Below are 26,388 nucleotides of genomic sequence, written 5' to 3'. Positions count from 1 at the left end.
TCCAGGCGGTTATGCCAGCCTGGTATCATTTACTTCCTTTTTGTCCATCCCCATCTTCTTCTGCAACCACAGAAAACCGCCTCCCGACAACACACATCCCAGCGCCGTAATACCCCACCAGGGCTTAAACCCAAGATGCTGCACCACGAAAGCCCCCGTGGTAGGCGATACTATATTGGCCAGGGAATAGGAAATGGTATAGAGCGCAGCATACTGCCCCCGGTTATGGTCCCGGCTCCTGCCGATCCAGAAACTGTTCATAAAAGGCAGGCAGAACATCTCCCCGAAAGTGATCACTACCATAAACACCACTGCCAGCGCCCATACCGGCGGCAGAAAGCAAAGCAGCATATAGGAAAAACAAACCATCATAGCGCCCCGGGCTACAAATGCGAGGTTAGGCATCTTCCCGTCGAGGCGATATACCATTACCATTTCCACCAGCGCAATCAGGATCCCGTTCACCGACATATTGAGCCCGATGGCCCATTCCTCCAGGTGCATTACTTCCTTGAAATACAGGGGCACAATACTGGAGAACTGGAACAGGCAGATGGCGTTCACAGTGGCAAACAGCAGGAACCACAGGTAAATATGATCCCTCCACACCTTATCTTCTTTCTTTACGGCAGTTTTAACCGCTTTTGGCGGCGCCGGTACAGGTGGCAGGAAAATCCGCATCAGGGCGGCGGCCAGCATACAGGTAAAGCCATCCACCCAGAACAGGAGCTGGTAGCTGAAGCTGGCCAGGATACCGCCAATGGCAGGGCCAACCGACCAGCCAAGGTTCACTGCCAGCCGGTTCAGGGCATACGACCGGGTCCGGTTTTCCGGGGCGCTGTAGGCGGCAATCGCAATACTGTTGGCCGGCCGGAAGGCATCGCCCACTGAGCTCATCACAAATACGCACACACATATTTGTTCAAAGGTGCGCATCTGACCCAATAAAATGAATAATAATCCGTTAGAGAAAAGACTCCAGAACTGTACCTGGTAGAAACCGATCTTGTCGGACAGCCATCCGCCCAAAAGGGCGCCAACAATGGCACCGGTACCAAAACAGGCCATTACCAGGCCTGCCTGGGCAATGCTGAAGTGAAGATGCTGGGTAAGATACACGGTCATAAAGGGAATGACCATCGTGCCACTCCTGTTGATCAGCAATACAAGCGACAACCACCAGGTAGCGGGAGCAAGACCGGTATAAGCATTTTGATAAAGACGGATCGTTTGCCGGACAAGGTTCATAAAATCGGTGAAAAATATTTTCCTGTAATTGGATTAACAGCACAGTTTTTGCAAAGATCCGGAATTCATCTTTTGATGAGTCATTATTTTTTCTGGATCAAAACATTAACTTTGGTCTAAACACGCGTTCAACAAGGTTATCATGGAGGAAAAAAATGGTAAAAAAAATATACAGGCATTAGGGATCACTGTCGGCGTACATGCATTGCTGTTAGTGGCGCTGGTATTTACCGGTTTTTCCGCTCCTCCGCCCCTGCCCGACCAGGATCTGGGCATGGAAGTGAACCTTGGTACTTCAGATGATGGCATGGGGGATGAACAACCGCTGAACCCCAACCCGCCCAGTGCGGCAGCCCCGGAGCCTGCAGCTGCGGAAAGCCCGGCAGCCACAGCGCCCGCCAACACCGAGCCCCAGCAGGATATTGCCACCCAGGATGAGGAAGAGGCGCCGGAAATAAAAAAACCGGAAAAACCTGTAGAGAAACCAAAAGAAATTCCAAAGAAATTAGAACCAAAACCTGTTAAACCAACAAAGAAACCTGTAGAAACACCGCCGGCGCCAAAACCGCCAACACCAAAGCCTAAAGCCGTATTTTCCGGTGGTACAGGCAACAGTGCCAATAGCGGTAACAGCGCCAATGGCTCCAACAATGCCACCGGAGAAGGCAATACCGGCAAACCCGGCGACAGGGGCCAGTTGGGAGGCAACCCTAACGGCGGCGGATATACGGGCGGTGGCCTCGGCGGCGGACGCTCAGATTTCCACCTGAACGGAAGAAGCCTCATAGGCAGGCCGCAGGTTACTTACGACGGCACTGAAACAGGCTATGTAGCCATCAATATAAAAGTAGATCAGAAAGGGAATGTGACATCTGCCACCTTTAGCATGAAAGGATCTACCATCAGTAATCCCCGCCTGATAGAGATAGCCAAAAAGGCTGCCTCCAGCGGGCAACTGAAATACAATGCTAACCCCGACGCACCTGAAGAACAGTTTGGGGTAATACGCTTCTTTTTCAAAGCAGAATAATATATACAGGTTTAAAAGAAGCTGTTTGTTTTACCGGGCCAGAAACTGATCCGGAACAAAATAGCTTCATCTGTAAATCAGACCGCTCCTACATCTCTACCTATGACTGAAACAACAGACAAGAGCAAGCTTTTTGTGCCATTTCGAGAAACCTATTTTTTATCGCCAACGATGATTGTAAAACTTAACCGTATCTTTTCCGGCACTGCAATATTGCTTGTGCTGATGCAGGCCGCTGTGGCACAAACTTTCCCGGGTTACAACAACAGTAACTATGCGGGTATTTACGGCGTATTCTCCAACCCGGCCAGCGCCGCCGGGTATCGCTATAAATGGGATGTAAATATTATCGGGGCAGATGTAAATGCCGGCAACACTTATGCAAGCTTTCCCAAATCCGTATTATTCAATATCCCGGATTCGTTTGTACGCAACCGTGACTACTTCCTCGATGAAGGCGCCAACAGGAAACAAATGGGCTGGGAAATGGCCGAAATTGCGTTACCATCTGTATTATATGCTATCGATGAAAAACAATCCGTTTCCTTTGTATGGCGCATGCGCAGCAGCAGCAGCGGGGGTAACATCACCACTCCCATCGCCAATTTCTTCGGGGTTGATTTTCCCAACCCGGGTTATCTCAACAGTAACCTGAGTATTCCCAGAGCAGGCGTTTCTTCGCATATATGGCATGAGCTGGGCTTCAGCTATGCACGCACCATTAAGGAAACCTATAGCGGCCGGTGGAAAGCAGGCGTTACCCTGAAACTGCTCAGTGGCGTAGCGGCAGGCTATGCTGCCGTTAAAGGTGTAGACTTCCGGCTCAACTCATCCCGTAATGCCGCTATCACCAGCGGTACTTTGTACTACGGCTATAATAAGGAAATGGACGACTGGCAGTCGCCCGCGCAAAAAAACCTTCAGCTGTTCCAGAATAACGGTATAGGCGCAGACATCGGCGTGATCTATGAATACCGGCCCGATAACGGCGGCTTTGGCGCCTATGAAGGCTCCGATGCAGATGATTACAAATTCCGTATAGGCGCTTCCGTTACCGACATCGGCAGGATAAAATATAACAGGTCTCCGGTCAATACAAACCTCAGCCTGGTAAAAGATAATGTGGATCCGAAAGCCATCCAGTATAAAAAAAATGAAAGCCTGCAGCAATATTCCCGGCGGCTCAACAATTACTTCACACCAATCGGGACCGACTCTACTTTCAACATGATGCTGCCCACCGCCCTGAACCTGATGGGAGATTACAACATCGACAGCCGCTTCTTTATCAGCGCTCATGCGGTAATCGCATTAACGGCAGGAAACAGGGACATCTCCAAAACGTATGCATTAACACAATTCAGTATTACTCCACGGTACGAAACCTACCTTTTCGGCGCCTATATGCCATTCACCATTAACCGCAACGGTCAGGCCGATGTAGGGGCCGGTATACGCATAGGCCCGCTCCTGATCGGCTCCGGCACAATTTTTACCAACCTCTTTCAAAGACATATCGATCGTGCAAATGCTTTCGTAGCTTTGCGCTTAAATTCAAGCATGTTTGAACGGGGCAACGGTGGTGGCTTATTTAAAAAACGTAACAACCAGTTGGATTGCCCGGTAGTTAATAATTACTGATATGGCCTCTTACAAAGAAACGCTGGACTATCTCTATGCACAGCTGCCCATGTTTACCAGGGTAGGCGCCAGCGCGTTTAAAACAGATCTGCATAATACCATTGCATTACTGGAACAGCTGAACCAACCGCAAAAACATTTTAAAACCATACATGTAGCCGGTACCAACGGCAAAGGATCTTCCAGCCATATGTTGGCTGCCATTTTCCAGCAGGCCGGTTATAAAACGGGACTATATACATCTCCCCACCTGCTGGATTTCAGGGAACGTATCCGCATCAACGGGCAAATGGTGCCTGAAGATTTTGTAGTTGACTTTACAGAAAAGATGCGTACCCATATTTCCAACATCCAGCCTTCTTTTTTTGAGCTTACCGTAGCCATGGCATTCAGCTACTTCCACCAGGAAGCAGTGGACATTGCCATTATTGAAGTGGGCCTTGGCGGCCGGCTGGACAGTACCAACGTGATTATTCCTGAACTATCGCTGATCACCAATATCAGCTATGATCATAAAAATATTCTGGGAGATACCCTCCCGCAAATTGCCGCTGAAAAAGCCGGGATCATCAAAGCCGGCGTACCGGTAGTGATCAGTGAAACACAGTCGGAAGTACAGGATGTGTTTATCAATACCGCCAACAAACTGGGCGCTCCCATCCACTTTGCCGACCAGGAATGGCTGGAAGCCTCCGGCGCCATTGAAAGCAACCAGTTCACTATAACGCTACTGGATACACGACAACAACAGATGCGCCGTTTACAACTGGACCTGAACGGACGTTACCAGGAAAAAAATGTAATGGGCGTACTGTCTGCCGTAAAGATATTACAGCAAAACGGCTGGCATATTACCTGGGACCACATCATACACGCGCTTTCCCATGTAAAAAAACTAACGGGCCTACGCGGGCGCTGGGACATCATTCAGCGGCATCCGCTCACTGTCCTGGATGTAGGCCATAATGAAGCCGGCATCCGTGAAGTGATGCAGCAGCTGGGCCATGTTAATTACCAGCAGCTACATATTGTAACAGGATTTGTGAAAGATAAAGAAGTAGAGAAAGTGCTGCCATTGTTCCCTCCCACCGCACACTATTATTTCTGTAAGGCACAGATCCCCCGTGCGATGGATGAAGTGGCCCTGGCGGAAATGGCCGCCACCAGCGGGTTACATGGCCATGCATACTCTTCTGTGCAGTCAGCATTGCAGGCAGCCAGGCAACATGCGCAACCGGATGATATGATCCTTGTTTGCGGCAGCTTTTTTATTGTAGCAGAGGTGATGTAATTATTTCATTGTCATTTTACCGAGATACAGCAAGGCGTAAAAGATACAGGTGGTATGCAGGCTGTGTACTATCTTGTTGTCCAGTAACAGTTGCTGTAACTCTTCCAGCGGCATGATCACCACTTCAATTTCTTCATTGTGATCCAGTTGCTGGTCCTGTACCTTTACTCCTCCCGTTGCCAGGAACATATGCGTATAATTATTGCTGGAAGCGGTATTGGGAGCAATGGTGCCAAGCGATACCCATTCCTTGAACGCATAGCCGGTTTCTTCCAGCATCTCGCGTTTCATGGCAAATAAAGGGTTCGGGTCTGAGGGATCCATAGTACCACCGGGGATTTCAAGCAATGTTCTGCCCACTCCCTGCCGGAACTGCCGGATCATGATCACCTGCCCGTCTTCCCGCAGGGCCATCCCGTTTACCCAGTTGTTATACTCCAGTACATAATAAGGCGCAACAATTTTGCCGGTAGGCGTTTCGCAGGTGTCTATGCGTGCTGTGAGCCATGCGTCTTTAAAAAGATATTCCGACGACAATAATTTCCAATCCATATTCATAATAACAATGCTTTACCAGTCCATTCGTTCCTTCAGGCGCAGGATATGCTCCAGGTGGTGTTTTCCATGCCAGGAATAATTGGCGGCATGGGTTTTCAGGTTATGCCGGGTGCCATTGGCCGGGTGTATAAAAGTGCGTTCCCATTCACTTTCTGTCAGATGTTCCATCAGGCTTACCCAACGTTGATGCAGCGCATGTAAGAGGGTAATGGATACGTTAATGGGCGTAAATTTTACGTCCGGCAGTTCCGCCCACAGCTGTTCCTCGTAGGGTTTTATTACCGGCTGATCTTCCGTGAGGGCCAGTTTCATGCGGGTATACCCGTTCAGATGACTGTCTGCCAGGTGGTGTACCACCTGCACTACCGTCCATCCATCGGGGCGATAAGGCGTTTGCAGCTGGAACTCGTCCAGGTGCTGCACCGCAATTTCCACCAGCTGGGGCAGGTAACGGATGTCGTTGATAAAACCGCGCAACATTTCCGGGGTATAATCCGGTAATGCTTCAAAGCGGCCGATAGGATATTTAAGTGATTCCATGATTTATTCTTCGCGTAAATCTTTCCCGGTCAGGTGGATGAACACATCTTCCAGGTTTGCTTTCTTCACTTCTTTCTTTCTTTCAAAACCGGAAGAAACCAGTTTATCGATCAGCGCATCCGGTGAATCAATGGCAATGATAAGACCACTGTCTACAATAGCACAGCGGTCGCACAGGAACTCCGCTTCATCCATATAATGCGTGGTGATCACCACGGTAGTGCCCTGGCGTTGCACCTGCTGGATAAGGTCCCACAAGTTGCGGCGGGCCTGCGGATCCAGGCCGGTAGTAGGTTCATCCAGGAATATGATCTGTGGCTTATTGATAAGGGTGGTAGCAATGGAAAAGCGTTGTTTCTGGCCGCCGGAAAGCTCCTTGAACTTGGCTTTGGCCTTATCTTCCAGGTTAAACATCGCCAGCAGCTCCATCGGCTGCACGGGTTGGTTATATAAGCCGCCAAACATTTCGATGAGCTCTGTAAGGTTCAGCCCTGGATAGTAACCGGAGCTCTGGAGCTGTACGCCGATGATCTTCTTGATATCATTTGGGTCTTTATCGAGGTCATAACCTCCCACCATCACTTTACCGGATGTTTTCTCCCGGAGGGTCTCAATAATTTCCAGGGTGGTGGATTTACCGGCGCCATTAGGCCCCAGCAGGCCAAAGATCTCTCCCTCGAACACCTCAAAGCTGATTCCTTTTACCGCGGTAAATTCCCCGTATTTCTTCACCAGGTTACTTACCTCAATGATCTTTTTCTTTTCCATGGGGCCAAATTACAGAAAGAATGCGAAAAAAAGGAAAGGGACAGCTTGCTGCTGTCCCCCATCTTTTTAAGTTACTGTTTGATAAACACCTGTGTAAAGAAGGTGATCCTCCCTTTATCCGCGGTGCCGATCCCTATGAGCGTATAATCGCCCAGCATATTTTTACGGTGCCCCGGGCTCTTGATCCAGCCGTTTACTACAGCTTCTGCATCAAGAGTACCATAAGCCACATTCTCAGCGGCACTGGCTACGCGGCCCATTTTTTTAGACACGTTGGCTACCCGTTCTTCAAACCCTTCATGACCGAAACCGGTGCTGCCGTTAGCCATATCCCGGCTGTGGCGGCGGGCCTGTTGGCTGATGGTAGCATCCAGCTGTAAGGGCTTCAGGCCTTTAGATGCACGGAACTTGTTGGTGTAATAAAGGATCTGTTCATCCATGCCGGCGCCTGCATTACTGCTGTCTGCCGCATGAGTGGCACGTGAACACGCGCTAACCTGGATAACGGCCAACAGGGCTACTAATAATGCAATGATCCGCTGGTTCTTCAAAATCAACATAGCAATTAAATGGTTAATAATTAAAAATGAGTAAAGAATAATAATATGACTATTAAAATCGGGCCAGGTTTATCAAGCCTGGTGCGGAAATTAAAAACGGTGCACAGGGGATCTTTTGTATCCGCCGTGCACCGTTTTTTATGTTATTTTTTTACGCTTATTCGTTGATGATCCGTTGCCAGGTGTCCATCATGGTTTTGGAACCAATAAAAATGGCCATGCGCTGGTGCAGCTGTACAGGCTTCAGTTCCAGCAGCCGCTGTTTGCCATTGGCCATCGCCACGCCCCCGGCTTTTTCCATGATAAAAGACATGGGATTGCATTCGTAACAAAGCCTTAAACGGCCGGCCGGGTATTTACCAAATGCCGGGTACATGAATATACCTCCCTGGATGAGGGTACGGTGTATTTCAGCCACCATACAGCCCACGAAACGATGGCGGTAGATCCGGTCGTTTTCGTTCCTCGCCATGAAGTAGTCGATCGACTTACGGGTTTTAGCTTCATACAGGTGGTAGTAGCCTACATTTACAGAAAAAATATCACTGTCGGGCGGGCATTTCAGGTTGGGGTGCGACAGGCAGAATTCCCCGATAGACGGATCCAGGGTGAATCCCTGCACGCTGCGGCGGGTAGCATACACCATCATCGTGGAAGATCCGTAGATGATATAGCCTGCCGCGATCTGCCGGGTACCCGGCTGCAGAAAGTCTTCCAGCTCACATTCCGATCCCTCCGGGGTAAGCCGGCGGTATACGGAGAAAATAGTACCGATGGATACATTTACGTCTATATTGCTGGAACCGTCCAACGGGTCCAGTAATACCACGTATTTCGACTTTTTGGAATGTTCATCGTGGAAAGGGATGAAGTTTTCATTTTCTTCCGAGGCTACGCCACAGCAGTAAATACTGGTTTCCAGGGCATCAATGAACTGCTCATTGGCAAATTCATCGAGCTTCTTTACTGACTCCCCCTGCACGTTGGTTCTGCCGGCTTCCCCCAGGATATCAGCAATACCGGCCTTGTTTACTTCCACATTTACCCTTTTAGCAGCGAGACCGATATCACGCAGTAAACCGGATAACTGACCGGTAGCGCCCGGGTAATTCCGTAACTCCTGGATGGTAAATTCATCCAGTGTCATTACTTTTTGCTTAAGATTCATAACGTTAGGTTGTACGGACGAAATTAGGCAATTGAAATTATTTTAACAGAACTGTCATTTATCTGCAAACAGATTTTAAAACAATTCTAAACTTGTCTTACTTTGCCGAATAATTTTTTAAAAGAAGATAAACTATCATATGAAGGTTTTCAAGTTTGGTGGCGCAAGTTTAGAAAGTGTTGAACGTATCCGGCAGGTGGCTCAGATTGTACAGTCATTCCCGGACGAAAAACTCCTCATTGTTATTTCTGCAATGGCTAAAACCACCAACGAGCTGGAAAAGGTGGTACAGAACTTTTTCCAGCGCAAAAGGGAAATAGCCGCACAACTCCTGTATAATATCGAGCAACAACACATAAATGTAGCCGAAGCCCTGCTGGGTACAAAGGAGCATCCGCTGTTTACCCAACTGCAGCAGTTCTTCACCGAGGCGGAATGGACGCTGGGTGAAAAACCTTTACGCACTTACGATTACTACTACGACCAGCTGGTGAGCCTGGGCGAACTGCTCAGCACCGCCATCGTAAGCGCCTTTTTTAACAGCATAGGCCTGCATAATACCTGGCTGGATGTGAGAGACGTTTTCCGTACAGATGATAACTTCCGCGATGCCAATATCGACTGGACCTATACCCAGCGCCAGGTAACCGAAAAGGTGGTTCCCCTGTTCAACAGCACCAATATTGTGATTGCACAAGGCTTTATAGGCAGTACCGACCAGAACGAAAGCGTGACCCTGGGCAGAGAAGGCAGTGATTATTCCGCCGCCGTTTTCGCCAACATGCTGGACGCGGAAAGTCAAACCATCTGGAAAGATGTGGAAGGACTGAAAAATGCCGATCCCAAACTATTCCCCAATACCGTAAACATACCGGAGATCAGCTACGGGGAAGTGATAGAAATGGCCTACTATGGCGCCCAGGTGATCCACCCAAAAACCATTAAGCCGTTACAGAACAAACAGATCCCACTGCTGGTAAAGTGCTTTCTCGATAAAAATCTGCCCGGCACCGTGATTAAGGAAACCGCTGATATAAAACAGCTGCCTCCTATTATTGTGCTCAAAAAGAACCAGGTATTACTGAACATTACCTCCAAAGACTATTCTTTTATTACGGAAGATAAGATCAGCGATATCTATGAGATCTTCCACGGGCTGAAGGTGAAAATTAACCTGATGCAGAACGGGGCGATCAATTTCTCCTGCTGCATAGATAATAACCCGGAGAAGATAGAGCTCCTGATTAAAACCCTCCACCAGCAGTTCAAGATCGTATATAACGAGGGGCTGGAGCTGCTTACCGTACGCTACTATCAAAACGGCCTGTTGGAGGAACTGAGCGACGGCCGCACTATATTGTTGGAACAACGTTCGCCCGCTACCATACAGCGTTTACTCAAAAAATAAATTTATCCAGTAAAATTATTCCCCCCTTTCGTGCAACTTTTTTCGTACCCGTCCGTCTTTAGTAAAATTGTGGTATGAAAAAAGTTGCTATCGTTTTAAGCCTGAGTACCGTAGTAATGCTGATCATTGCATGCGGAGGGACAATGGTCAACCGTGGCTACCTTTCCGCCAGTAACCCGGATGAATTGCCTATTTACCTGATCACCCTCGGAAATTTCAGGGAAACGCCCGCCTGTTCCACTACTCCATCGTCGTGTGTAATGAACGAAACAGGAAATATGCCCCTTGGTAAAATACAGGACGTGTTAAGATCGGCGCTTCAATACTATCAGGAAAACTGCAGCAGGAAATAACAGCCCCTTTTTTTGGAATCAGCTTTTGAGAATTTTACAACGGAAACGATAGTATGAGAACAATCATCGTAGCCCTGGGAATGCTTTTTGTTGTTGCGCACCCTACCCTGGCACAACAACCCAACTCCACAGGAAAAATTACACTGACAATTACAGACCACGAAGGTAAGCCGCTGCCCTTTACCAGCGTAATGGTGAGGAATATAAAGGATTCCACCCTTGTGAAGGGGGAACTGAGCACTGCCACCGGCAACTGCGCCTTTGAAAAAATACCATACGGCCATTATTTCATACAGGCATCCCAAATGGGATATAATACCACCTATAGCAAAAACTTCCAGCTCAGCGCCGCCCATAAAGCCATTACCCTGGACACGATCCGGCTGCATACCTTAGGTAAAAACCTCCAGGCAGTTAATGTAACCGCCCAGAAACCGTTTATTGAAAGTTCTGCCGGCAAAACAGTGATGAATATTGAAAACAGTGTGAGCGCTGCCGGTAACACCGCCCTGGACCTGCTCCGCCGCGCCCCGGGCGTACAGGTAGACAACAACGAAAACGTAACCCTGAAAGGGCAGAGCGTAACTGTGATGATCGACGGTAAACTGACCTACCTGAGTGGCGAACAATTAACCAATCTCCTTAAAACAACACCCGGCGAAAGCATCGCTTCTATTGAAATACTGACCAGTCCTTCCGCCAAATATGATGCCTCCGGTAATGGCGGTATCATCAACATAAAAACAAAAAAGGGAAAAATGACAGGAATAAACGGTAACGTGAATGCTACCCTTACCCAGTCGAGATACGGCCGCTATGGCATTTCCGGTAATATTAACTGGAGAACAGAAAAATTCAACCTGTTCGGTAATTTCGACCAGGGCGACTATCCCCGGCAGGTGACCCGTGAATACAAACGCAACGTAAAGGAAAGCGACGGCAGCTCCACCTATCTCCAGCAAAACATATTTCAACGCAACCGCTTTAAGAATAATTACCTGAAGGTGGGAATGGATTATTTTATCAATGATAAACAAACCATCGGCATACTGGCCAATGGTTATAAAAACGCCTTCACCAACCAGATCTACAGCGATGCAAATCTTGGCCGTATCAATATGCCGGCAGACTCCATCGTGAACTCCCTTACCACCAATGATAATAAATTCGACAACATTGCGCTCAACCTGAACTATAAAGTGATCCTGGACACTGCCGGCGGCCGGGAGATCAGCTTTGATGCCGACTATGCCCAGTTCAATAACCACCGCCTTATGCAGCTGAACGACAGTTTGTATGACGCTAAAACACAGTTAAACCGCAATCCTAACAGCATCCGTACTACAGGCGGCACGCAGGTAATTATCAAAAGCCTCAAGGCCGACCTGAGCTGGCCCCTCGGAAAGGAAGGTAAACTGGAAGCCGGTGCTAAAACCAGCTTTGTAACCACCACCAACGTGTTGCAGTTTGACTCCTTATATCATGGCAGTTATAAACCATCCCCTTCCCTAAGCGACCGTTTTAACTACCAGGAAAATATTTATGCCGCTTACGCCACTTACAAAAAACAAATAAAGAAAACGAACGTGCAGCTGGGCCTGAGGGTAGAGAACACCGAATCCAACGGTACTTCCTACACAACGGGCACCAATGTGAAACGTTCCTATACCGACTTCTTTCCCAATATTAACATCGAACAAAAGCTGAATGATAAAAACAAGGTAAGCCTGGCCATGTCGCGCAGGATAGAAAGACCGCAATACGGGCAGCTGAACCCGTTTATGTTTTACCTTGACAAGTACACCTACTTCAGGGGAAACCCTTACCTGCGGCCACAGTACAGCAATATTGCAGAACTGGCCTATACGTTTAAAGACAAGTACATTGCCACCTTCCGCTATAGCCGGATCAAAGACATGATGGAAGAATTCATTACCCAGGATGATAGCACCAAAGCCTCTATCAGTACGGAGCGGAACTATGATAATACAGATATCTACAGTATCCTGTTTACCTTACCGTTCCAATTCACAAAGTGGTGGACCAGCGATAACAATGCAGATTTTTCGTATAACAAATACCGCTTTGAAGACCCCACCACCAATGATCCTTACTACCGGTATAACTTTAACTACTATATCAGCAGCACCAATACTATTACTCTTCCCAAGGATTTTAAGGTAGAAGTGATGGGGTACTATAACTCACCTTTTATATTCGGTATTTTCAGGGGCTATGCACAGTATAACCTGAACCTGGGCGTTCAGAAAATGTTCCTGAATAAAAACGCTACGGTGAAATTAAGTTATAACAATATCCTGCGGAATGAAAGCTATCGCGGGGCTGCAGAATTTGCCAACCTGAATATGAGCATTTTCAATACCTGGCAGTTCCGCACTGTGAATCTTTCCTTCAGCTACAAGTTCGGCAGCGCCACCATTAAAGCGGCCCGTGAAAGAAAAACCGGTACCAGCGATGAACAGAACAGGGCGGGCTAAACAAGGATCCGCATCATTTGCTGGATCAACGCCATCATAGCAGTAGGATATACACCCAGCCCTATTAACAGTATAGTTAAGATACCCAGGGTAATATTACCGGCCATGGGCAAGGCTGGTACCACCGTTGTTTGCTGCCCTTTTGCAGGCACGGCAAACATAGCTGCCACCAGCCTGATATAATAGTATAACCCTATCACACTGTTGATCACCAGCATAAACAGCAGGAACCACTGGTGCCCGTCCACCCCCGCCAACACTACGTAAAACTTGCCGATAAAACCGGCTGTAAGCGGGATGCCCGCCAACGATAACAGCATGGCCGTAAATACGGTAGCCACCCAGGGATAGCGCCAGAACAGCCCCCTGTAATCGGCAATTGTTTCTGCATCCTGCAAACTGCTCGACATAACAATCACCACCCCGAAGGCGCCGATACTGGTAATAAAATAAGCCACCAGGTAAAAGGCCAGTGCCTCCAGCCCCGTTTGCACCCCCGATAAAAAAGCCACGAGGATATAGCCCATATGTGCAATGGAAGAATAAGCCAGGATACGTTTAATATTTTGCTGGGTAAGCGCCAGCCAGTTGCCGGCAAACATAGAAGCCACCGCTATAATAGCTACAATCCACCACAACATCGGGTAGTCGTTACCGTGAATATCCTGGTAAAAACGGATGAGCAGCACCAGCATGGCCCCTTTGGAAACAGTGGCAATAAAAGCAGCCACCGGCAGCGGCGCACCTTCATAAATATCCGGCGCCCACATATGAAATGGAACAATGCCGAGTTTAAAGCCCACACCTATCAGCATCAGGCCAAAACCAGCCATCACGCTCACCGGCAGGTAACCAGCTTCCCGCAAGGCAGCGCCTATGCCCGGAAAATCCATGTGGCCCGTGAAGGCATATACCAGCGCCATACCAAACAACAGGAAAGCCGAAGACAAAGCCGCCAGCATCAGGTATTTAATGCCCGCTTCATCAGAGCGCTCACGGGCACGGAGATACGCTATCAGGCCGTACAAACTGATGCTCAGTATTTCCAGTCCAAGGAACAGCGACATGAAATGGCGGCTCACCACCAGTACCAAAGCACCTATGGTAGCCAGTAACAGGAGGATGTAATACTCTTCCTTACGCTCTTCCCTTTCCTCGAAATAGTTAAACGACAACAACAGGATTATAAACCCCGAAACCAGGATCAGCCCGGAATTAAAAAGGGAAAATTCATCGATAACCAGTAAAGGCGGCACCGGGTGCGGAATATATTTGATGGCAGGGATCACCGCTGCCATAGCCATACCAAAAGCAACAAGCGAAAAGCTGTATACAATGCGGTGATTGCGCCAGGCCGCTACCAGCAGCATGGCTACCACCGCTGCAGCGCACAGGGTGATCAGCGGACCAAGACTTAAAAAATCAGCGAATGACATAGTCGATGTTTTGGGATGTATTCAATACCGGTTGCGGATGGAAGCCCAGCCAGCATATCACTATTACCAATGCTATGATGATCACCAGCTCACGCCCGTTCAGATCGGGCATGGCATACTGCCTGTCGCAGGGACCGAAAAAAACTTTCTGCATAATACGCAGCGAGTACGCCGTTGCCACCACCAGGCCAATAGTAGCCAGAATGGTAAACACGTGACTGGCCTGCCAGCTGCCCAGCAGCACCAGGAACTCCGCTACAAAATTGCCCAGTCCGGGCAAACCCAGGGAAGCCATTACAAAGATCATGGCGGCGCTGCCCAACATTGGAAGCCGTAGCCACAAGCCGCCCATCTGCCGCAGGTTACGGGTATGTATACGCTCATACAATGCCCCGGCAATGATAAACAATGCGCCAGTGCTGATACCATGTGTGATCATCTGCATCACTACCCCCTGGTACGCTATTTCATTGAAAGCAAAAGCGCCCAGCAGTACAAAACCCATATGGCTTACACTGGTGTAGGCGATCAGTCTTTTCAGATCAGTTTGTGCATAAGCGAGCATACCTCCATACAGGATACCAGCCACTCCCAGCAGCATAGCCACCGGCGCTATATCAGCCGCCGCTGTGGGAAACAGCGGCAATACAAAACGGAGTATACCATAAGCCCCTGTTTTCAATAGCAGTCCTGCCAGTACCACGCTCCCTGCCGTAGGCGCTTCTGTATGTGCATCCGGCAGCCAGGTGTGAAAAGGCACTGCCGGCAGCTTTACAAGAAAAGCGATCAGGAAGCCCAGCATCAGCCAGCGCTCCATGAAAGGTGTCATAGGCGTATTCAGTAATTCAAAATAATTAAACGTGTATACGTTAGTGTTAGCTTTATGTACAAAATAAAGACCGAGTATGGCCAGCAGCATCAGCAGCCCTCCCGCCTGGGTAAACAGGAAAAATTTATTGGCTGCATACTCCCTGTGCTCATGTCCCCAGATCCCTATCAGGAAATACATGGGTATCAGCATCATCTCCCAGAAAAAATAAAATAAAAAAAGATCCATGGTAAGAAAAACACCCGTAATACCACAAAGCACAAACAACAGGTTGAAGTGAAAGAACCCTACCCTGTTCTGTATCTCCTTCCAGGAGATCAGTACAGCCAGCGCTCCCAGGAAAAATGTAAGTGCCAGCATCAGCATACTTAAACCATCCATGGCCAGGTGCAGGCTGATACCGAAATGCGGTACCCAGTCCATCCGGAACTGATACCACCAACGGCTGTTACTATGCGTATGTTCCAGCCATATCCCGGTGATAATTCCCAGGTTCACCAGCAGGCTGCAAAGAGCTATCCAGCGACTGGCTGCATGGCTTTTCACGCCCGCTACCCACGACAATAACGCCGCGCCAAAAAGAACCAATATCAATACCAGCAATATCATAACTTTTCGTTTAATCGTTCCAGTTATAAGTAGATCCGCCAGATCAGTACAGATAATATAGCTACTGCTCCAAGTACCACGCTTAGTATATACCATCGCAGCAAACCGCTCTGCGTACGTGCAAGCACGTTATGGCACCATTCCATAAATGCTCCCAGCCCGGTATAGAGCGTATCTATAAGATCCCTCCTGTTGATGCGCGACAGGTACCCAAAAGGGCGTACCAGCAATACATTGTACAATTCATCAAAATCCCATCCCCTGCTCCAGTAACCCCGCAACCACATGATGGCAGGCATTTCCAGGAAATCGGACATTCCTTTCGGATGCTTCACCACCCAGGCATAGGCCAGCCCGATACCACTCAGCGCCAGCAAAGCAGACAACGCCTGCGAGGTCCATTCCATAGCAATGCTTTCATGCAATACCGACACCGCAGGCAATACCGGCTGCAACCAGTTACTGAACAGGGTTACATGTCCCATGGTATGAGGCAGCTCTATAAAACCCGCCACTGTGGATAATACAGCCAGTATATACAGGGGGATCATCATACTATTCCCCGGCTGATGATGCACCTTTGTTTTCTCTTCCCCGTAAAATACCAGGAAGAACATACGGAAGGTATACATGCCGGTGAGCAGCGCGCCCAGCAGGGCTGCCAGCCAGAGGCCAACATGGCCTCCCGCCGCGGACCAGGATAACCAGATGATCTGGTCTTTGCTATAGAACCCCGCCGTTACAAAGGGGATAGCTGCCAGGGAAGCGCAACCGATCAAAAATACCCAGTAAACGCCTCTCAGCCGGTTCTTCAGCCCTCCCATCCTAAACATATCCTGCTCATGATGCAACGCCACAATGATGGCTCCTGCCGCCATGAACAATAACGCCTTAAAAAAGGCATGTGTAACAAAATGAAATACGGCGGCCGACCAGGCGCCACAACCCAGCGCCAGGAACATATACCCGATCTGGCTCACTGTGGAATAGGCCAGCACTCTTTTGATATCCGTTTGTACCAATGCGCTGAAACCAGCCAGTATCAATGTAACAGCGCCTATTACAGCAGTGATGGTTTGTGCTGCCGGCGCCAGTTCAAATAAAGTATGCATACGGGCAATAAGATAAACGCCGGCAGTAACCATGGTTGCCGCATGGATCAAAGCGCTCACCGGTGTTGGCCCTGCCATGGCATCAGGCAACCAGGTTTGCAGGGGCAGCTGCGCGGATTTGCCAACGGCGCCTCCCAGCAACAACAGGGCTATTATGGTGATCATGCCGTCGTTCACTGACCATACATGTGTACTGTTTTCCAGTATGCCGGGAATGCTTAAAGTACCGGTATACTGAAACAACATGAACAAGGCGATGGCCATAGCAGTATCGCCTACCCTCGTTACGATGAAAGCCTTCCGCGCGGCATACCCGTTGGCCGGGTCTTTATACCAGAAACCGATAAGCAGGTAGCTGCAAAGCCCTACGCCTTCCCAGCCTAAATACAGGAGCAATAAATTATCAGCCATCACCAGTGTCAGCATTGCGCCTACAAATAAATTCATACAGGCAAAGAAGCGGGCATAATCCGGTTCCTCATGCATATAACCGGAAGCATATACATGGATCAGGAACCCCACTATAGTGATCACCAGCACAAATACCACCGATAAGGCATCCATCCTGAAATCGAAGCCCGTTTTAAAACCGCCGGCTTCCAGCCAGTTGCCGGCATGCTGCACAATAGCCTGTTCTCCGTTTGCGCTAAACTGCATAGCAATAATTATGGCTGCCACTGCAGCTAACCCGATACTGCCGCACCCTATTACGGTAACGCCTATACGGCTAAACCGCTTCCAGCCAGCCATAAGCAGAAGCGCACTTATAAAAGGTATGAGTGGTATGAGTGCAGGAAACATAGAATTGAATATTTTATCCGTTCATTTTTGCTGCTTCGTCGCTGTCCAGTGTTTTGAGCTGATGGTATAATTGTAAGATCAGTGCCAGTCCTACCGAAACTTCAGCTGCCGCCATCGCCAGTATGAAGATGAACATCACCTGTCCATCTGCTGTGCCCCAGTGTGACGATGCCACTACAAAGGCCAGTCCTGCCGCGTTCAGCATGATCTCCACCGAGAGCAACATAAAAATAATGTCGCGGCGAACCAGGATACTTATGAGTCCCAGCACAAATAAAACGCCGGCGAGCAGCATGCCCGCTGTGGTAGGATGCATTATCATGATTGATTATTTTCAAGGAACCGGTGTAACGTTTTTTCTTTCTGCCGTCCTAAATGATAAGCGCCTACAATGCCCGCCATCAGCAGCATCCCGGTAAGCTCCACTGCCATGATATAAGGCCCGAATAAAGCAATACCAACTTCTTTGGGATTCACCATCTTCACTTCTGATACCGGCTGATGGTTCTGCAATACCAGGAAAACAAGCTCTCCAAGCAATATGATACAAAGCAGGGAAGGGAAGATCCAGATACGCGGCTTCAGCCACAGCTTTTCCTGTGCAGCGGATTCCTTCCCCAGGTTCAGCATCATCACAAAAAAGATGAGCAACACCATAATGGCGCCAGCGTATACAATCACCTCCAATGCAGCCATGAAAGGCGCTCCATAGAGATACAACACCACTGCTACGGCCAGTAAAGACACTACCAGGTACAGCAAGGCGTGCATAATATTATACCGGGTGATCACCATCACTGTAGCCAGTACCGCGATGAACGCAGCGATATAAAATGCAATCCCCATCATGGTATCAGGCTTTTAATATCTACCGGTGGCTCTTCCTGTTGCGCATCTCCTTTATCCTTTCCACGAATGGCTATACCGGCCACATTGTAATAGTTGTATCCTGGGTACTTGCCTTCGCTGTTGATGAGCAGGTCTTTCTTTTCATATACCAGGTTCTGGCGGTTATATTCTGCCATTTCAAAATCGGGTAACAACTGTATCGCGTAGGTAGGACAGGCTTCTTCACAGAAACCGCAGAAAATACAGCGGGAAAAGTTGATCCGGAAAAATTCCGGGTACCTTCTGCCTGCCTCATCTTCTGTTGCCTGCAGGGAGATGCAGTCGACCGGGCAGGCCGCTGCACACAGGTAACAGCCCACACAGCGCTCGCCTCCATCCGGATCGCGGGTTAACGCAATGCGGCCCCGCCAGCGGGCCGGCAACGGCGCCTTCTGCTCAGGATACTGAAATGTTTCCCGCTTATGAAACATATGCAGGAATATCAACCACATACTTCTTACCAGACTAAACATGTTCGTTGTTTTAAGAATTTAACCACAGCTTAATGGCAGCTGTTACCATCAGATTCAGGATCGATAAAGGAAACAATACTTTCCAGCCATATTCCATCAGCTGATCATACCGTGGCCGTGGCATGGAAGCACGGAACAGGATGAACAGCATTATAAATGCAAATGTTTTTATCACAAACCACAACACCGGCGGTAAAAATGCAGGGCCAAGCCATCCGCCGAAATAAAGCGTTACCAGCATACCGGAAATCAGCGTTACGCCCAGGTATTCCCCAATGAAAAACATACCGAACTTCATTCCTGAATATTCAGAGTGAAACCCTGCCACCAGTTCGCTTTCTGCTTCAGGGATATCAAATGGCAAACGGTGCGTTTCCGCTACGCCTGCTACCAGGAAAATAAGGAAGCCGATAAACTGCGGAATAATAAACCATACTTTCCGCTGCGCCTCCACTATTTCACCGAGATTGAAAGAACCGCTCAATACCACCACTCCCATCAGCGCCAGTCCCATAAATACTTCATAGCTGATCATTTGCGAAGCCCCGCGCATGGCGCCCAGTAAGGCATACTTATTATTGGAAGCCCAGCCGCCCAATACCACGCTATATACGCCCAGTGACGACATGGCCAGGAAAAACAACAGTCCTATATTCAGATCGGCCACTATGATACCGGGCGCAAATGGTATCACCACAAAGCTCATGAGCACACTCAGCATCACCACGCCGGGCGCAAATACAAACACTACTTTATCAGCGAAAGGTGGGATCCAGTCTTCCTTAAAAAACAATTTTATTGTATCTGCCAGCACCACCAGCAAGCCGAAAGGCCCGGCCCTGTTAGGACCATAGCGGTCCTGCCACAGCGCCAGCATCCGGCGTTCCACCCAGATAAGCCCGGCCGCCGTATTCAACAGTGCAAAGAGCACCCCGCCTATTATCCACCAGAAGTTTATCATAGCATTATACTTTTATCAGTTGCGGCGCCTCTGAAATCTGCATGCCCGGAAGGCCTACAGGGATCCCGGCAACACCTTCCTGTAATGTATTGTTAACGATCACCGGCAACGTGTAGTGATGCCCGTTATCCGTAAAATGTAACAGGTGCCCTTCAGTAACCTGCAGCCGTTTGGCATCTTCGCTGTGCAGCATGATGTAAGGTGCAGGAATGCGCTCGGCAATACCGGGCGTATGTATGCTCAGCTCCTCCGATCCGAAAATATGATAGAGTGGCACCAATAATAAATGTTCCCTGAGCGGCAGGTAAGGTTCCGGCACCTCGGTATAAAACGGCGTATGCCCGTTAACGTGAGGCTCAATAAGCCGCCGGCCCGGGTTGCCGTCGTGCAGCGGTCCTCCTGTTTCTACCTGGAATTTGTTTACAGATTGTACAGAATTCCAACCCGGCGCCCAGAAGAAGGGGATCATGGAGGAAGGTGGTTCTCCCCGGTATCCTTCCATGGTGAACGACAATGCGGTATCCATATCCTGTGGCGGCCGTGGCTCGCTTACATTAACATTTGCCTGCATGGCTGTACGGCCGCTGAAGCGGTGCGGCTCCCGTGGTACCTTCTGACCGGCAATACGGAAACCAGCGTGCGGAGCAAGTGTGTCAATACCTTCAAATACTTTGTAGCTGCGGGCAATATGATCTACCACATCATCAAGATGTTCCAGTGCAGATAAAGTCGCATGCCCGGTTGTTTTTGCTATCTGTAATAACCAGCGCCAGCTTTCCTGTACCGCGGAATCGGGAGAAAACACCTGGAAGAAGCGCTGGGCACGGCCTTCATTATTTACCAGCGTACCATCTGACTCTGCAAAGGTTCCTGCCGGCAGAATAATAGTAGCCTTTTCAGCAGTGGGATTATAGAGATGATCGAGCAGGATCACATCTTTTACTTTGCCGAAAAACTGCTCCGCGCGGTGCTGGTTTAACCTGCGGTACAGGTCATTTTCGAGCACGATCACCGTGTCAGCTTCATCGTTGAGTGCGCGGTCTACCGCCGATTCCAGGCGATGGCCACCCAGCATTTCAAGTCCTGCACTGTTGCATTCCGGCACCGTATAGGTAAGCATGGCATCAATGCCCATGTCGTGCAGCGACCATGCCACGTTGGCTGCGGCTTTGATGATGGCTTCACTGCCGCCGCCATAGCCGGCAATAATAAGCGGTTTTTTCGCCGTTTTCAGCACCGCTGCTATTTCTCCGGCAATAGCTTTTCCCTGCTCGGACATCCCTTTTACTTCCGGCATTTTACTGCTCAGCAGGTGACTAACGCCAAAGCCTATACGGGCAATGTTGTCCGGTGCGGTATGATAGGCTCCTTTTGCCAGTTCATCCAGTTTTGTTTCCTGCACGTTTAAAATATACAGGGGGCCTTTGTTGTCCTGCACGGCTTCCCGCACTGCGGCATCCTGCCAGGCAGGCATATGGATCTGATTGATCACTTCCGCTACCGGGATGCGGCGGATAGCCTGCCGTACCGACAAAGCCAGCATCGGCGCCGTGTTGGTAACGTCTTCACCGAGAATAAGCACCACATCAGCCGCAGCCGCATCCTGCAGGGAAGCGCTGCGTACCGGCCCCTGTTGCAGTATCTTTAAGGAGAGGGACACCAGGTCATGATCTGCTGCGGATACACCGAGGTAAAAGTTTTCTGCTCCTACCAGTTCCTTCAGCACAGCGTTTGATTCCAGTGAGGCCCGTGGTGAGCCTATACCGATCGTTCTTCCCGGCTTCATCCGTTGCTGTACATGCTGCAACACCGGGATACCGTTTGCTTTATCCGAGGGCCCATGATACACCATGGGCGTTTTGATCCGTTGTTTGCTGTTTACAAATTCGTAGCCATAACGGCCACGATCGCAAAGGAAATAACCGTTTACCGCGCCATTAAACCGGTTGGTGATCTGCCGCACTGCACCATAGCGCTCACCGGCAATGATATTGCATCCCAGGCCGCAGCCCTGGCACACAGAGGCAGCGGAGGTAAGGTCCCATTTACGGGTGTAGTGCTGCTTCAGGGTTTTGTCTGTAAATACACCGGTAGGACAAATTTCCGCCAGGTTGCCGCTGAACTCACTTTCCAGCGTGCCCTCCTGCTGCCTGCCAAAATACACATGGTTGTGAGCGGCAAACACATCCAGGTCTTTTCCCCCTGCAAAATCTTTATAAAATCTTACACAGCGGTAGCACTGGATGCAACGGTTCATTTCATGATTAAGGAATGGTCCGAGATATTGGTTGTTATAAGTTCTTTTGGTGAAGTGATAGTCACGGTAAGAGTGGCCGGTCATCACTGTCATATCCTGCAGGTGGCAGGAGCCGCCCTCATCACATACGGCGCAATCATGCGGATGATTGGTCATCAGCCAGCCGATCACATGCTCCCTGAAATTGCGGGCATCCCTATCGTCGATGGATAAACGAAGTTGGTCTTTTACCGGCTCCATACACGACATGATGATTTTCCCTTTTTTATCTTCCTCGTCTTTGAACACCTTAACGGCGCACTGACGGCAGGCCCCTACTGCACCCAGGGCGGGGTGCCAGCAAAAGTAAGGAAGGTTTAGCCCCAGCGACAGGCAAGCCTCCAGCAGGTTTTTGCCTTCCTTTACTTCGTAGGTTTTATTATCAATGTGTATGATTGGCATATGGACATTTTTTTTCTTTGATGTGTTGTTCAAAATCCTCCCGGAAATATTTCAGCGCGCTTTGCAGGGGCTCCATAGCGCCGGGCGCCAGTGCGCAGAAAGTATTTCCGGGACCTAACAGCCTGGTATGCATTTCCAGTTGCTCCAGGTCTGCATAAGTCCCTTGTCCCTGTTCCATTGCGTATAATATCTTTTCTGTCCAGGGCAGTCCTTCGCGGCAGGGCGTGCAAAAGCCGCACGATTCCTGTGCAAAGAAATGCTCCAGGTTATGTACAAACCCCACCGGGCAGGTGCGGTCATCCAGTATCACCATAGTGCCGGTACCCAGGCGGCTTCCCGCGGCAGCTACTCCTGCGAAGTCCATTTTTACATCGAGGTGGGCATCGGTTAAGAAATCAGTTGAAGCACCTCCGGGCAGCGCACCGCGGAACCGGTATCCCGCTTTCATGCCGCCCGCATGTTCCTCCAGTAATTCCCGCATAGTAACGCCCATAGGTAGTTCCCAGGCACCGGGCTTGTTTACTCTTCCGCTTACACCGTATATTTTCGTACCCCCGTCGGCGGTATAGCTCAGTGATTTGAACCAATCGCTGCCCTTGCTGAGAATATGCGGTATGTAAGACAATGTTTCCACGTTGTTGACAATAGTAGGTTTTCCAAACAGTCCGCTTACCTGCGGGAACGGAGGCTTGGCGCGAGGTACGGCGCGTTTACCTTCCAGCGAATTGAGCAGGGCGGTTTCTTCTCCGCACATATACCTTCCCACGCCTGTATGCAATTGCATTTCCAGGCTGTAATTTTTACCGAGTATATTTTTACCGAGATAACCAGCGGCATAAGCATCTGCAATAGCCTGGCTCATGATGCGCGCGGCATCCTTATAGGCCCAGCGCATAAACACGAAGCCCTGTGTAGCCTGTATGGCGTATGCTGAAATGATCATTCCTTCCAGCAGCTGATGCGGGTTGCCTTCCAGCAGCCACCGGTCTTTAAAGGTGCCGGGCTCCATTTCATCAGCGTTGCAGATCAGGTAGCGGGGCCCGGTCACTTCTGCAGGAACAAAGCTCCATTTCATACCGGTGCTGAAACCCGCTCCCCCACGGCCTTTGAGGTTAGCATCCTTCACCCTGCCTGTTACTTCAGCAGGCGTCAGCTCCCGCAATACCTGGCGTAATGCGGCATAGCCGCCCACTGCTTCATACTCCTTCAGGTGAAGGGGCGCTCCGGATGCGGGGATATGTTGTGTGAGCGGTTTTTCCATCTTTATAAATATTGATCCAGTATTTGTGGAAGGGAAGCTGTTGTCAGATCCCTGTACAGGTCGTTGTCGATGATCATGGCCGGTGCGTGGTCACAGGTACCTAAACAGGCGTTGGGCAACAAGGTGAAGCGCTCATCCGGCGTTGTTTGTCCGTAGCTGATCTGCAGCAGTTCCATCAGTTGCTGTTTAATTTCCGTATAGCCCATCACGTAGCAGCTGATACTATCGCACAGCAGGATCACGTGCCGTCCTACCGGGCGCCGGAAGATGAGGTTATAAAAAGTAGCTACGCTGTCTACTTCTGCTGTGCTCATTTCCAGTATAGCGGCAATATCTGCCACGCTTTCATCAGATACCCAGCGGCGTTGGCCCTGTATAATTTTCAGGGCTTCAATACAGACTGCTTTTTTCACAGGCACCTGCTGTATTTCATGTGTGATCTGTTCTATTTCAATAGCAGAAAGCATATATTGTTGTATTATCTGTCAATGTCTGCAAGTACATAATCCATTCCTCCGAGTATCGATAACAGGTCCGCCACGGTGTACCCGCGGCTGATCAGCGGAATCATCTGCATATGCGGGAAAGACGGCGTCCGTACCCTGGTGCGGTAGGAAGCCGTATTACCATCGCTGATAAGGTAGTAGCTGTTCCATCCTTTGGTGGCTTCTGTGCATACAGCAGCTTCCCCGGCGGGTATTACCGGTCCCCAGCTTACGTTGAGGAAGTGATGGATAAGTGTTTCGATATCCTGCATGGTGCGTGCTTTTACCGGCGGGGTAGCCAGCGGGTGATGTGATTTATAATCGCCTTCCGGCATGTAGGCCACGCATTGCTCAATGATGCGCAGGCTTTGCCGCATTTCTTCTACCCGTACTACTGCACGGTCGTAACAATCCCCGTTGTGCGCCACCGGTATCTCAAAAGCAAAATTCTCATACCCGCTGTATGGGCGCTTCTTGCGCATATCCCATTCAAGGCCGCAGGCCCGCAGCCCGGGGCCGGTTACGCCCCATTCAATAGCTTCTTCCTGCGTATAAATGCCAATGCCTTTTGTACGGGCTTTAAAAAGATAATTCTTCATGACCATGCTGTCATATTCCTTCAGCTGCCTGGGGAAATAACTGATAAAGTTTTTCACCAGCTGGTCCCAGCCATTGGGAAGGTCCTGCGCAACGCCGCCGATGCGGAACCAGTTGGGATGCATGCGGCCGCCGCAAATGGCTTCTATGATCTCAAAAACACGCTCACGGTCGGTGAACATATAGAATACCGGCGACAGCTGCCCCAGGTCCTGGGCAAAGGTGCCATACCACACCAGGTGGCTGGCAATACGGAACAGTTCACAGAGCATAATGCGGATCACCTGGGCACGCAGCGGCACGTCTATGCCTCCCAGCTGCTCAACAGATAACAGGTAGGCCAGGTTATTATTCACACCGCCGAGATAATCTACGCGGTCGGTGTACGGAATATAGGTATGCCACGACTGGCGCTCTCCCATCTTTTCAGCGCCGCGGTGATGGAAGCCGATGTCGGGTACGGCGTCTACAATATCTTCGCCATTCAGCTGGAGAATAATGCGCAATACGCCGTGGGTACCCGGGTGTTGCGGACCGATGTTGAGGAACATAAAGTCGGCGTCCTCGCTATGGCGTTTTAAGCCCCATTCTTCAGGTTTAAAGCGCAGGGCCTCCTGCTCCCTGTCCTGCTTCTCATCATAGAGCTTAAACGGCCCCATTTCAGTAGCGCGTGCGGGGTGCTCCTTACGGAGCGGATGCCCCTCCCAGGTGGAGGGCATAAGAATGCGTTTCAAAAGGGGATGGCCATTGAACCGGATGCCGAACATATCGTACACCTCGCGTTCATACCAGTTGGCGGCCGTCCAGATGGGAGTGATACTATCCAGCGCCGGGTATTCGCCGTGGAGACCGGCCTTGATGCGCAGGAATTCGTTTCTGTCGAAGGAAAAAAGTGTGTAAACAACGGTAAAGTCATAGGGTTTATGCCCGTTCTGCTGCCGTTTATACGCACGCTCATCAATGGCCGTGAGGTCATAGAGCATGCGGTAGGGCATTTGTATTTCAGATTTAAGGAACTGTAGTACGGCCACAATATGCTCCTGTGGCGTCCAGAAGGTGGGCGTCCCATCCCGTGTAACCTGAGGTTCGAAGGTGATATCACCAAAACGGGAGCTTAATTCCGCTGCAATGCACTCTGGCATGGCGTATTAAGTTTAGATGGGGATAAGATAAAT

At 49.7% G+C, this 26,388-nt stretch carries 23 protein-coding genes; 6 read left to right on the top strand and 17 right to left on the bottom strand.

All coding sequences use genetic code 11. The annotated features are described in order from the left end of the window. Nucleotides 1–9: 9 nt before the first annotated feature. Nucleotides 10–1,248 carry an MFS transporter gene (locus ABIE50_RS14430; protein ID WP_209860364.1) on the bottom strand — a complete coding sequence of 413 codons (1,239 nt, stop codon included), beginning with the start codon at nucleotides 1,246–1,248 and terminating at the stop codon, nucleotides 10–12. Between the two features lie 142 nt (nucleotides 1,249–1,390). On the opposite strand from ABIE50_RS14430, the gene ABIE50_RS14425 reads away from it, so the two are divergent. The 3 genes from ABIE50_RS14425 (at nucleotide 1,391) to ABIE50_RS14415 (ending at nucleotide 5,210) form a co-directional block, all read left to right on the top strand. Further along, on the top strand, nucleotides 1,391–2,278 hold the full coding sequence (locus ABIE50_RS14425) for a hypothetical protein (RefSeq protein ID WP_209860366.1): 888 nt from the start codon (nucleotides 1,391–1,393) through the stop codon (nucleotides 2,276–2,278). 102 nt (nucleotides 2,279–2,380) lie between these two features. After that, nucleotides 2,381–3,919 (top strand): DUF5723 family protein, encoded by a 1,539-nt coding sequence (locus tag ABIE50_RS14420; RefSeq protein ID WP_209860369.1) that lies wholly within the window; start codon nucleotides 2,381–2,383, stop codon nucleotides 3,917–3,919. 1 nt (nucleotide 3,920) lies between these two features. Next, nucleotides 3,921–5,210 carry a bifunctional folylpolyglutamate synthase/dihydrofolate synthase gene (locus ABIE50_RS14415; protein WP_354028010.1) on the top strand — a complete coding sequence of 430 codons (1,290 nt, stop codon included), beginning with the start codon at nucleotides 3,921–3,923 and terminating at the stop codon, nucleotides 5,208–5,210. Here ABIE50_RS14415 and ABIE50_RS14410 read toward each other — a convergent pair whose 3' ends face one another. From ABIE50_RS14410 to fbp, 5 genes are all read right to left on the bottom strand, one after another. Continuing rightward, nucleotides 5,211–5,768, bottom strand: coding sequence for an NUDIX hydrolase (locus tag ABIE50_RS14410; protein ID WP_354028009.1), 558 nt, complete (start codon nucleotides 5,766–5,768; stop codon nucleotides 5,211–5,213). A gap of 12 nt (nucleotides 5,769–5,780) precedes the next feature. After that, on the bottom strand, nucleotides 5,781–6,308 hold the full coding sequence (locus ABIE50_RS14405) for a YfiT family bacillithiol transferase (protein ID WP_209860371.1): 528 nt from the start codon (nucleotides 6,306–6,308) through the stop codon (nucleotides 5,781–5,783). A gap of 3 nt (nucleotides 6,309–6,311) precedes the next feature. Further along, nucleotides 6,312–7,076, bottom strand: a complete 765-nt coding sequence (locus ABIE50_RS14400; protein WP_209860373.1) for an ABC transporter ATP-binding protein — start codon at nucleotides 7,074–7,076, stop codon at nucleotides 6,312–6,314. 71 nt (nucleotides 7,077–7,147) lie between these two features. Then, nucleotides 7,148–7,636, bottom strand: coding sequence for a CAP domain-containing protein (locus tag ABIE50_RS14395; RefSeq protein ID WP_209860375.1), 489 nt, complete (start codon nucleotides 7,634–7,636; stop codon nucleotides 7,148–7,150). A gap of 157 nt (nucleotides 7,637–7,793) precedes the next feature. Next, the gene (fbp, locus tag ABIE50_RS14390; RefSeq protein ID WP_209860377.1) at nucleotides 7,794–8,804 is read right to left on the bottom strand and encodes a class 1 fructose-bisphosphatase; all 1,011 of its coding nucleotides are present in this window, start codon (nucleotides 8,802–8,804) and stop codon (nucleotides 7,794–7,796) included. Nucleotides 8,805–8,943: 139 nt separating this feature from the next. Here fbp and ABIE50_RS14385 point away from each other — a divergent pair, with 139 nt between their 5' ends. From ABIE50_RS14385 to ABIE50_RS14375, 3 genes are all read left to right on the top strand, one after another. After that, on the top strand, nucleotides 8,944–10,212 hold the full coding sequence (locus ABIE50_RS14385) for an aspartate kinase (protein ID WP_142685101.1): 1,269 nt from the start codon (nucleotides 8,944–8,946) through the stop codon (nucleotides 10,210–10,212). Between the two features lie 74 nt (nucleotides 10,213–10,286). Continuing rightward, entirely contained in the window at nucleotides 10,287–10,565 is a 279-nt protein-coding gene (locus ABIE50_RS14380; protein WP_209860384.1) for a hypothetical protein, read from the top strand. 53 nt (nucleotides 10,566–10,618) lie between these two features. Continuing rightward, nucleotides 10,619–13,063, top strand: coding sequence for an outer membrane beta-barrel protein (locus ABIE50_RS14375; RefSeq protein ID WP_209860386.1), 2,445 nt, complete (start codon nucleotides 10,619–10,621; stop codon nucleotides 13,061–13,063). Here the strand turns inward: ABIE50_RS14375 and ABIE50_RS14370 are convergent. From ABIE50_RS14370 to nuoC, 11 genes are read right to left on the bottom strand one after another with little or no spacing between them, the layout of a single operon-like run. Beyond that, complete coding sequence (locus tag ABIE50_RS14370) at nucleotides 13,060–14,499, bottom strand: NADH-quinone oxidoreductase subunit N (protein WP_209860394.1); 1,440 nt, start codon at nucleotides 14,497–14,499, stop codon at nucleotides 13,060–13,062. The two genes, ABIE50_RS14375 and ABIE50_RS14370, sit on opposite strands and share 4 nt — an antisense overlap. Next, entirely contained in the window at nucleotides 14,486–15,937 is a 1,452-nt protein-coding gene (gene nuoM, locus ABIE50_RS14365) for an NADH-quinone oxidoreductase subunit M (RefSeq protein ID WP_209860396.1), read from the bottom strand. The genes ABIE50_RS14370 and nuoM overlap by 14 nt, the downstream gene beginning before the upstream one ends. 23 nt (nucleotides 15,938–15,960) lie before the next feature. Beyond that, nucleotides 15,961–17,850 (bottom strand): NADH-quinone oxidoreductase subunit L, encoded by a 1,890-nt coding sequence (gene nuoL, locus ABIE50_RS14360; RefSeq protein WP_209860398.1) that lies wholly within the window; start codon nucleotides 17,848–17,850, stop codon nucleotides 15,961–15,963. A 13-nt stretch (nucleotides 17,851–17,863) separates the two neighbouring features. Next, nucleotides 17,864–18,172 carry an NADH-quinone oxidoreductase subunit NuoK gene (nuoK, locus tag ABIE50_RS14355; RefSeq protein ID WP_354028008.1) on the bottom strand — a complete coding sequence of 103 codons (309 nt, stop codon included), beginning with the start codon at nucleotides 18,170–18,172 and terminating at the stop codon, nucleotides 17,864–17,866. Next, nucleotides 18,169–18,699 (bottom strand): NADH-quinone oxidoreductase subunit J, encoded by a 531-nt coding sequence (nuoJ, locus tag ABIE50_RS14350; RefSeq protein ID WP_502913908.1) that lies wholly within the window; start codon nucleotides 18,697–18,699, stop codon nucleotides 18,169–18,171. Before nuoJ ends, nuoK begins: the two co-directional genes overlap by 4 nt. Further along, nucleotides 18,696–19,211 carry an NADH-quinone oxidoreductase subunit NuoI gene (nuoI, locus tag ABIE50_RS14345; protein ID WP_142685095.1) on the bottom strand — a complete coding sequence of 172 codons (516 nt, stop codon included), beginning with the start codon at nucleotides 19,209–19,211 and terminating at the stop codon, nucleotides 18,696–18,698. Before nuoI ends, nuoJ begins: the two co-directional genes overlap by 4 nt. Nucleotides 19,212–19,221: 10 nt before the next feature. After that, nucleotides 19,222–20,172: an NADH-quinone oxidoreductase subunit NuoH gene (nuoH, locus tag ABIE50_RS14340; RefSeq protein WP_209860400.1), complete on the bottom strand. Its 951-nt coding sequence runs from the start codon at nucleotides 20,170–20,172 to the stop codon at nucleotides 19,222–19,224. A 4-nt stretch (nucleotides 20,173–20,176) separates the two neighbouring features. Beyond that, the gene (nuoG, locus tag ABIE50_RS14335; RefSeq protein WP_209860402.1) at nucleotides 20,177–22,870 is read right to left on the bottom strand and encodes an NADH-quinone oxidoreductase subunit NuoG; all 2,694 of its coding nucleotides are present in this window, start codon (nucleotides 22,868–22,870) and stop codon (nucleotides 20,177–20,179) included. After that, on the bottom strand, nucleotides 22,851–24,131 hold the full coding sequence (nuoF, locus tag ABIE50_RS14330; RefSeq protein ID WP_209860404.1) for an NADH-quinone oxidoreductase subunit NuoF: 1,281 nt from the start codon (nucleotides 24,129–24,131) through the stop codon (nucleotides 22,851–22,853). Before nuoF ends, nuoG begins: the two co-directional genes overlap by 20 nt. Before the next feature lie 2 nt (nucleotides 24,132–24,133). Continuing rightward, nucleotides 24,134–24,598: an NADH-quinone oxidoreductase subunit NuoE gene (gene nuoE, locus ABIE50_RS14325; RefSeq protein ID WP_209860406.1), complete on the bottom strand. Its 465-nt coding sequence runs from the start codon at nucleotides 24,596–24,598 to the stop codon at nucleotides 24,134–24,136. Nucleotides 24,599–24,609: 11 nt separating this feature from the next. Continuing rightward, complete coding sequence (nuoC, locus tag ABIE50_RS14320; protein WP_209860408.1) at nucleotides 24,610–26,355, bottom strand: NADH-quinone oxidoreductase subunit C/D; 1,746 nt, start codon at nucleotides 26,353–26,355, stop codon at nucleotides 24,610–24,612. Nucleotides 26,356–26,388: the final 33 nt, after the last annotated feature.

The organism is Chitinophaga sp. OAE865, assembly GCF_040546735.1.
GTDB classification, from domain to species: Bacteria; Bacteroidota; Bacteroidia; order Chitinophagales; family Chitinophagaceae; genus Chitinophaga; species Chitinophaga polysaccharea_A.
The sequence above is the reverse complement of the archived record's forward strand: the minus strand, read 5'-3'. Positions and strand labels throughout refer to the sequence as shown.

Bases quoted from the DNA above. Each gene is read 5' to 3' on its own strand.
- ABIE50_RS14395 (WP_209860375.1), bottom strand. From the start codon at position 7,636: ATGTTGATTTTGAAGAACCAGCGGATCATTGCATTATTAGTAGCCCTG.
- nuoC (WP_209860408.1), bottom strand. From the start codon at position 26,355: ATGCCAGAGTGCATTGCAGCGGAATTAAGCTCCCGTTTTGGTGATATC.
- nuoG (WP_209860402.1), bottom strand. From the start codon at position 22,870: ATGCCAATCATACACATTGATAATAAAACCTACGAAGTAAAGGAAGGC.
- nuoE (WP_209860406.1), bottom strand. From the start codon at position 24,598: ATGCTTTCTGCTATTGAAATAGAACAGATCACACATGAAATACAGCAG.
- nuoK (WP_354028008.1), bottom strand. From the start codon at position 18,172: ATGATAATGCATCCTACCACAGCGGGCATGCTGCTCGCCGGCGTTTTA.
- ABIE50_RS14405 (WP_209860371.1), bottom strand. From the start codon at position 6,308: ATGGAATCACTTAAATATCCTATCGGCCGCTTTGAAGCATTACCGGAT.
- ABIE50_RS14420 (WP_209860369.1), top strand. From the start codon at position 2,381: ATGACTGAAACAACAGACAAGAGCAAGCTTTTTGTGCCATTTCGAGAA.
- nuoM (WP_209860396.1), bottom strand. From the start codon at position 15,937: ATGATATTGCTGGTATTGATATTGGTTCTTTTTGGCGCGGCGTTATTG.
- ABIE50_RS14425 (WP_209860366.1), top strand. From the start codon at position 1,391: ATGGAGGAAAAAAATGGTAAAAAAAATATACAGGCATTAGGGATCACT.
- nuoF (WP_209860404.1), bottom strand. From the start codon at position 24,131: ATGGAAAAACCGCTCACACAACATATCCCCGCATCCGGAGCGCCCCTT.
- ABIE50_RS14385 (WP_142685101.1), top strand. From the start codon at position 8,944: ATGAAGGTTTTCAAGTTTGGTGGCGCAAGTTTAGAAAGTGTTGAACGT.
- ABIE50_RS14410 (WP_354028009.1), bottom strand. From the start codon at position 5,768: ATGAATATGGATTGGAAATTATTGTCGTCGGAATATCTTTTTAAAGAC.
- ABIE50_RS14370 (WP_209860394.1), bottom strand. From the start codon at position 14,499: ATGTCATTCGCTGATTTTTTAAGTCTTGGTCCGCTGATCACCCTGTGC.
- ABIE50_RS14430 (WP_209860364.1), bottom strand. From the start codon at position 1,248: ATGAACCTTGTCCGGCAAACGATCCGTCTTTATCAAAATGCTTATACC.
- nuoL (WP_209860398.1), bottom strand. From the start codon at position 17,850: ATGTTTCCTGCACTCATACCACTCATACCTTTTATAAGTGCGCTTCTG.
- ABIE50_RS14375 (WP_209860386.1), top strand. From the start codon at position 10,619: ATGAGAACAATCATCGTAGCCCTGGGAATGCTTTTTGTTGTTGCGCAC.
- fbp (WP_209860377.1), bottom strand. From the start codon at position 8,804: ATGAATCTTAAGCAAAAAGTAATGACACTGGATGAATTTACCATCCAG.
- nuoJ (WP_502913908.1), bottom strand. From the start codon at position 18,699: ATGATGGGGATTGCATTTTATATCGCTGCGTTCATCGCGGTACTGGCT.
- ABIE50_RS14380 (WP_209860384.1), top strand. From the start codon at position 10,287: ATGAAAAAAGTTGCTATCGTTTTAAGCCTGAGTACCGTAGTAATGCTG.
- ABIE50_RS14415 (WP_354028010.1), top strand. From the start codon at position 3,921: ATGGCCTCTTACAAAGAAACGCTGGACTATCTCTATGCACAGCTGCCC.
- nuoI (WP_142685095.1), bottom strand. From the start codon at position 19,211: ATGTTTAGTCTGGTAAGAAGTATGTGGTTGATATTCCTGCATATGTTT.
- ABIE50_RS14400 (WP_209860373.1), bottom strand. From the start codon at position 7,076: ATGGAAAAGAAAAAGATCATTGAGGTAAGTAACCTGGTGAAGAAATAC.
- nuoH (WP_209860400.1), bottom strand. From the start codon at position 20,172: ATGATAAACTTCTGGTGGATAATAGGCGGGGTGCTCTTTGCACTGTTG.